Origin of the sequence: Shigella sp. FC1544, from assembly GCF_001722145.1 — a bacterium.
Classification (GTDB): domain Bacteria; phylum Pseudomonadota; class Gammaproteobacteria; order Enterobacterales; family Enterobacteriaceae; genus Escherichia; species Escherichia coli.
Genome location: NZ_MECT01000115.1, coordinates 1 through 6,500, shown reverse-complemented (window position 1 = coordinate 6,500; position 6,500 = coordinate 1). Strand labels below are relative to the sequence as shown.

Genomic DNA, 6,500 nt, shown 5'->3' with positions numbered 1-6,500 from the left:
GGCTACGTCGGTGCTAAATCACGTCAGCGCTGGCTGTTTTACGCGTATGACAGGATACGGAGGACGGTTGTGGCGCACGTCTTCGGTGAACGCACTCTGGCCACACTGGAGCGTCTTCTGAGCCTGCTGTCGGCCTTTGAGGTCGTGGTATGGATGACGGATGGCTGGCCGCTGTATGAATCACGCCTGAAGGGAAAGCTGCACGTTATCAGCAAGCGTTACACTCAGCGCATTGAGCGACATAATCTGAATCTGAGACAACATCTGGCAAGGCTGGGACGGAAGTCACTGTCGTTCTCAAAATCGGTGGAGCTGCATGACAAGGTCATCGGGCATTATCTGAACATAAAACACTATCAGTGAGTTGGAGTCATTACCCGATCGCCATTATGATCATGGCATATTCAGTGATTGGTTTAATCTCTGCGCTGAAAATGCCAGAGGTGAAAGACCGTGATTTAAGTGCGCTGGAAGACGCTGCGGAAGATCAACCGCGTGTTGTAAGAGCTGCGCAACCTTCCAGAAGTCTGTAAACCCTCAATCCCTTCTCTTACCGGAGAGGGGATTTTTATTCATATAACAAAACATATAGCTTGCCATATTTAAATTTAAGGAATTGTTATGGGAAATAATTTGTTATCAGCAAAAGCGACACTCCCTGTTTATGATCGTAATAACCTAGCCCCAAGAATTGTTCATTTAGGCTTTGGTGCATTTCACTGTGCGCATCAGGGCGTGTATGCCGATATTCTTGCTACAGAACATTTCAGTGACTGGGGATATTATGAGGTCAACTTAATCGGCGGCGAACAGCAAATTGCCGATTTACAACAGCAAGATAATCTTTATACCGTTGCGGAAATGTCGGCCGATGCGTGGACGGCTCGCGTCGTTGGCGTCGTTAAAAAAGCCTTGCACGTACAGATGGATGGCTTAGAAACCGTGTTGGCTGCGATGTGTGAACCGCAAATCGCGATTGTCTCTCTGACAATCACCGAAAAAGGGTATTTCCACTCTCCGGCGACCGGACAGTTAATGCTCGATCACCCGATGGTCGCTGCCGACGTGCAAAATCCCCACCAGCCGAAAACAGCAACAGGGGTGATTGTTGAGGCGCTGGCCCGCCGTAAAGCGGCAGGACTTCCCGCATTTACCGTCATGTCATGTGACAACATGCCAGAAAACGGTCATGTTATGCGTGACGTTGTCACTTCATACGCGAAAGCTGTTGATGTAAAACTGGCACAATGGATCGAAGATAACGTGACTTTCCCATCAACAATGGTGGACCGTATTGTGCCCGCAGTGACAGAGGATACGCTGGCGAAAATCGAACAACTTACCGGTGTGCGCGATCCTGCGGGCGTTGCCTGTGAACCTTTCCGCCAGTGGGTAATAGAAGATAACTTTGTTGCCGGACGTCCAGAATGGGAAAAAGCGGGAGCCGAACTGGTTAGTGATGTGCTGCCTTATGAAGAGATGAAGTTGCGCATGCTCAACGGCAGTCATTCATTCCTGGCGTATTTGGGTTATCTTGCCGGATATCAGCACATTAATGACTGCATGGAAGATGAACATTATCGTTATGCGGCGTATGGCTTGATGTTGCAGGAACAAGCGCCGACGCTGAAAGTGCAGGGCGTTGATTTGCAAGATTACGCTAACCGATTAATTGAACGCTATAGCAATCCGGCGTTACGTCATCGAACCTGGCAGATTGCGATGGATGGTAGCCAGAAATTGCCACAGCGGATGTTGGATTCTGTTCGCTGGCATCTGGCGCATGACAGCAAGTTCGATCTGCTGGCGCTGGGCGTCGCGGGTTGGATGCGTTATGTCGGTGGTGTTGATGAACAGGGAAATCCGATAGAAATCAGTGACCCACTGTTACCTGTTATTCAGAAGGCTGTACAAAGTAGTGCCGAAGGGAAAGCGCGCGTCCAGTCATTGCTGGCGATTAAGGCAATCTTTGGTGATGATTTGCCAGACAATAGCTTGTTTACTGCAAAAGTGACGGAAGCGTACTTGTCTTTATTAGCGCATGGAGCGAAAGCGACCGTGGCGAAATATTCCGTGAAGTAAAAAAAGCAATGCCGCCATCGGCGGCATTCACACACTTAGTTCATGCCGAGACGAATCAGGTCCAGAGGTGCCAGTTTCTCTTCACAACCTTCAACAACTACGGTTTTTCCGCGGCGGATTTGCTCAGCGGTCAGACCTTCAGTATCAATCGACAGGATCTTGCCAGTGTGACCGGTGCCGCTAACCATAACACGGCTGCCAGTGGTGATTGCGTTACGGTTACGATCGTAGGTCGTCATAGGTGTTTTCTCCTTTCTGATTTACAGTCGAAGCCCACGTAACGGGCGCAATATAAATACTCCTGTCGAGTGAAATATTTTTTGTTTTTGATCAAGCTCACATCTTTTTTGATGCATGCATGAGCCGTAAGGCGGGGGGAAAAGCCTCTCATCCCGGATGGGATGAGAGTAAATGAATTACTCTTCGCTAAACCAGTCGCTGTTTTCCTGGCGGATCTGGCGCACGGATTCGCTGATTTCCTGCAAATGTTGCGTCATTGCACGTTCTACCGCATCGCCATCACGTTTTTGCAGGGCAGAGAAAATATCAAGATGCTGGCGTAACAGCATTTCTGGTGGAGAAACATGGTCGAAACTCATATAGCGCACGCGATCAACGGTCGCTTTCAGGTTCTCAATGGTATCCCACGCCAGTTGACAGTCGGAAATCTGCGTCAGGAGTTGATGGAAGTTGTCATCAAGTTCAAAAAAATCATCCAGTTGCTTGCGCTCAATGGCAATGCGTTGCTGGTGAAGATTTTGTTCCAGTTGGTAGCACTGGCTTTCGGTAATCATGCTCGCCGCCCGACGCGCCACCGCGTACTCAATGGCCTGACGGATAAAACTGCCGTTGCGCACCTGGGCCATGGAAATTTTGTTGACGTAGCTGCCACGCTGTGGACGAATTTGAATCAGGCCGTTTTCCGCCAGTTTAATAAAGGCTTCACGAACCGGCTGGTGTGACACATTGAAACGAACAGAAACTTCTTTTTCCGACAACGGTGTGCCTGGAGCAATCAGGCAATGGACAATGTCGCGACGAAGGATACGATAAATTTGCTGATTGACAGGCTGTGTGGGATCAAGTTGCGTTTCGACGGTCATTCGTTCTTGCTTGTGAGTGAGTTAACTGCATGAGTCTACCACTTTTTTGTGACAAGCAATAACCCGGCAGTTATGCCGGGTATAAAAATTACTGACGGTGGACATTCAGTCCGGCATAGCTTTGGGTAACCGGCATTATTTCCAGGGTATTGATATTGACGTGAGCAGGCAGCGTTGACACCCACCAAACGGCTTCGCTGACATCTTCTGGCGTCAATGCAACGGTATTTTGATAGGTTTTTTCCGCTTTACCGTCATCGCCTTTAAAGCGGACATTGGAAAACTCGGTGCCACCCACCAGACCCGGTTCGATGTCGGTGACGCGCACCGCCGTACCATGCAGGTCCGTACGCAGATTCAGGCTAAACTGACGAACAAACGCTTTCGTCGCACCGTAAACGTTACCACCGGCATAAGGCCAGCTACCTGCCGTTGAGCCAATGTTAATAATATGACCATGATTACGTTCAACCATACCCGGTAAGACGGCGCGCGTCATATATACCAGGCCTTTGTTGTTGGTATCAATCATCGTTTCCCAGTCTTCAACGCTGGCTTTATGCGCAGGCTCCATGCCCAACGCCAGGCCGGCATTATTTACCAGGATATCAATATTGCACCACTCGGCAGGAAGCGATGCCAGCATCTCTTCAATAGCGGCGCGGTTGCGAACGTCCAGTTGGGCGATGTACAGATTATCTCCCAGTTCGTCTTTTAACTCCTGCAACCGTTCCTGGCGACGGCCAGTGGCGATAACTTTATGCCCTTGTTGAATAAAACGACGAGTAATGCATTCACCAAAACCTGCCGTTGCTCCAGTTACTAAAACGATCATCTCACTGTTCCTCAACGCTTTTGTGTGTCAATAACATAGCACGTGATGCTTAAGAGCGGGTAATACTGGTTTGTAAGATTGCACTCCGTTATCAGTAAGCCTACGCTATGGAACACCTCGCGTTCAGGAGAAGAAAATGACAACAATGAATCCTTTCCTTGTGCAAAGCACACTACCGTATCTGGCTCCCCATTTTGATCAAATTGCCAATCATCACTATCGCCCGGCATTCGATGAGGGAATGCAGCAAAAGCGGGCAGAAATTGCTGCCATCGCGCTTAACCCGCAAACGCCTGATTTCAACAATACTATTCTGGCACTGGAACAAAGCGGAGAATTACTTACCCGCGTTACCAGCGTCTTTTTTGCGATGACTGCGGCGCATACCAATGATGAATTACAGCGTCTTGATGAACAGTTTTCCGCTGAACTGGCGGAACTGGCTAATGATATCTATCTGAACGGTGAATTATTCGCGCGGGTAGATGCTGTCTGGCAGCGCCGTGAATCCCTGGGGCTTGATAGTGAATCCATCCGCCTGGTGGAGGTGATTCATCAACGTTTTGTCCTTGCCGGAGCCAAACTTGCGCAAGCTGATAAAGCAAAATTAAAAGTACTGAATACAGAAGCTGCGACCCTGACCAGCCAGTTTAACCAGCGATTACTGGCAGCAAATAAATCCGGCGGTCTGGTTGTGAACGATATCGCGCAGCTGGCAGGAATGAGTGAGCAAGAGATTGCGCTGGCGGCAGAGGCGGCTCGCGAGAAAGGTCTGGATAACAAATGGCTGATTCCGCTGCTGAATACCACCCAACAACCGGCGCTTGCCGAGATGCGCGATCGTGCGACGCGTGAAAAACTGTTTATTGCGGGCTGGACGCGAGCGGAAAAAAATGATGCCAATGATACCCGCGCTATCATTCAACGTCTGGTAGAGATTCGCGCACAGCAGGCGAAACTGCTTGGTTTTCCTCATTATGCCGCATGGAAAATCGCCGATCAGATGGCAAAAACGCCAGAAGCAGCACTCAACTTTATGCGGGAAATTGTTCCAGCGGCGCGTCAACGTGCTAGCGATGAATTAGCCTCCATACAGGCGGTTATCGATAAGCAGCAAGGCGGGTTTAGCGCGCAGCCGTGGGACTGGGCATTTTATGCCGAACAGGTACGGCGGGAGAAATTGGATCTTGATGAGGCGCAGCTCAAGCCATATTTTGAATTAAACACGGTGTTGAATGAAGGTGTATTCTGGACCGCGAATCAGCTCTTCGGTATTAAGTTTGTCGAACGTTTTGATATTCCTGTCTACCATCCTGACGTTCGTGTGTGGGAAATTTTTGATCATAATGGCGTGGGACTGGCGTTATTTTACGGTGATTTCTTCGCCCGTGATTCAAAAAGCGGCGGTGCATGGATGGGCAATTTTGTTGAGCAATCAACGCTTAATGAAACGCATCCGGTAATTTATAACGTTTGCAATTATCAGAAACCCGCTGCCGGTGAGCCTGCGTTGTTACACTGGGATGATGTCATAACCTTATTCCATGAATTTGGTCATACGCTGCACGGCCTTTTTGCCCGCCAGCGTTATGCCACGCTTTCCGGCACCAACACGCCGCGTGATTTTGTCGAATTTCCGTCGCAAATCAACGAACACTGGGCAACGCATCCGCAGGTATTCGCTCGCTACGCCCGGCATTATCAGAGCGGGGCAGCAATGCCTGACGAACTGCAACAGAAAATGCGTAATGCCAGCCTGTTCAACAAAGGGTATGAGATGAGCGAACTGCTTAGCGCCGCACTTCTCGATATGCGCTGGCATTGCCTGGAAGAAAACGAAGCAATGCAGGATGTCGATGATTTTGAATTGCGGGCGCTGGTGGCGGAAAATATGGATCTTCCTGCTATACCGCCACGCTATCGCAGCAGTTATTTCGCCCATATTTTTGGTGGCGGATATGCTGCAGGTTATTACGCTTATCTGTGGACGCAAATGTTGGCCGATGATGGTTACCAGTGGTTTGTTGAGCAGGGCGGATTAACGCGTGAAAATGGGCAGCGTTTTCGCGAGGCGATCCTTTCCAGAGGTAACAGCGAAGATCTGGAACGCCTGTATCGACAATGGCGCGGTAAGGCTCCTCAGATTATGCCGATGCTGCAACATCGTGGCTTGAATATATAAACACCACCAATGGCTGGCCTGGAGATATCGCCAGGCCAGCCTGGTTATAGCAGTAATTGCAGCAGCTGGACGAGGGCAGGTAATGCTGCCAACTTACTGATTTAGTGTATGATGGTGATTTTAAGGTGCTTGCGTGGCTTCCATTTCCATCAGATGTCCTTCCTGCTCCGCTACTGAAGGCGTGGTGCGTAACGGCAAAAGCACTGCCGGACATCAGCGCTATCTCTGCTCTCATTGCCGTAAAACATGGCAACTACAGTTCACTTACACCGCCTCTCAGCCCGGTACGCACCAGAAA

At 49.6% G+C, this 6,500-nt stretch carries 6 protein-coding genes and 2 pseudogenes; 5 read left to right on the top strand and 3 right to left on the bottom strand.

Going from position 1 to position 6,500, the window contains the following annotated elements:
• The 3 genes and pseudogenes from BGK49_RS08270 to BGK49_RS08260 form a co-directional block, all read left to right on the top strand.
• Positions 1-363 (top strand): annotated as a pseudogene (locus BGK49_RS08270) (IS1-like element IS1X2 family transposase); the annotation flags it as partial.
• Positions 364-374: 11 nt separating this feature from the next.
• Positions 375-533 (top strand): annotated as a pseudogene (locus tag BGK49_RS08265) (MHS family MFS transporter YdfJ); the annotation flags it as partial.
• Between the two features lie 88 nt (positions 534-621).
• Positions 622-2,082: a mannitol dehydrogenase family protein gene (locus BGK49_RS08260; protein ID WP_046891724.1), complete on the top strand. Its 1,461-nt coding sequence runs from the start codon at positions 622-624 to the stop codon at positions 2,080-2,082.
• A gap of 35 nt (positions 2,083-2,117) precedes the next feature.
• Here the strand turns inward: BGK49_RS08260 and ydfZ are convergent, their stop codons facing one another.
• From ydfZ to ydfG, 3 genes are all read right to left on the bottom strand, one after another.
• A complete protein-coding gene (gene ydfZ / locus BGK49_RS08255; protein ID WP_000214712.1) occupies positions 2,118-2,321 on the bottom strand; it encodes a putative selenium delivery protein YdfZ in 204 nt (67 codons plus the stop codon).
• A 177-nt stretch (positions 2,322-2,498) separates the two neighbouring features.
• Positions 2,499-3,185 (bottom strand): DNA-binding transcriptional regulator rspR, encoded by a 687-nt coding sequence (rspR, locus tag BGK49_RS08250; RefSeq protein ID WP_046891723.1) that lies wholly within the window; start codon positions 3,183-3,185, stop codon positions 2,499-2,501.
• An 88-nt stretch (positions 3,186-3,273) separates the two neighbouring features.
• Positions 3,274-4,020 (bottom strand): bifunctional NADP-dependent 3-hydroxy acid dehydrogenase/3-hydroxypropionate dehydrogenase YdfG, encoded by a 747-nt coding sequence (ydfG, locus tag BGK49_RS08245; RefSeq protein ID WP_069375722.1) that lies wholly within the window; start codon positions 4,018-4,020, stop codon positions 3,274-3,276.
• Positions 4,021-4,156: 136 nt separating this feature from the next.
• Between ydfG and dcp the strand changes: the two genes are divergently transcribed.
• The gene (gene dcp, locus BGK49_RS08240; protein WP_000210377.1) at positions 4,157-6,202 is read left to right on the top strand and encodes a peptidyl-dipeptidase Dcp; all 2,046 of its coding nucleotides are present in this window, start codon (positions 4,157-4,159) and stop codon (positions 6,200-6,202) included.
• A 133-nt stretch (positions 6,203-6,335) separates the two neighbouring features.
• A partial coding sequence (locus BGK49_RS25880; protein ID WP_047664789.1) for an IS1 family transposase occupies positions 6,336-6,500 on the top strand: 165 nt, incomplete at its 3' end.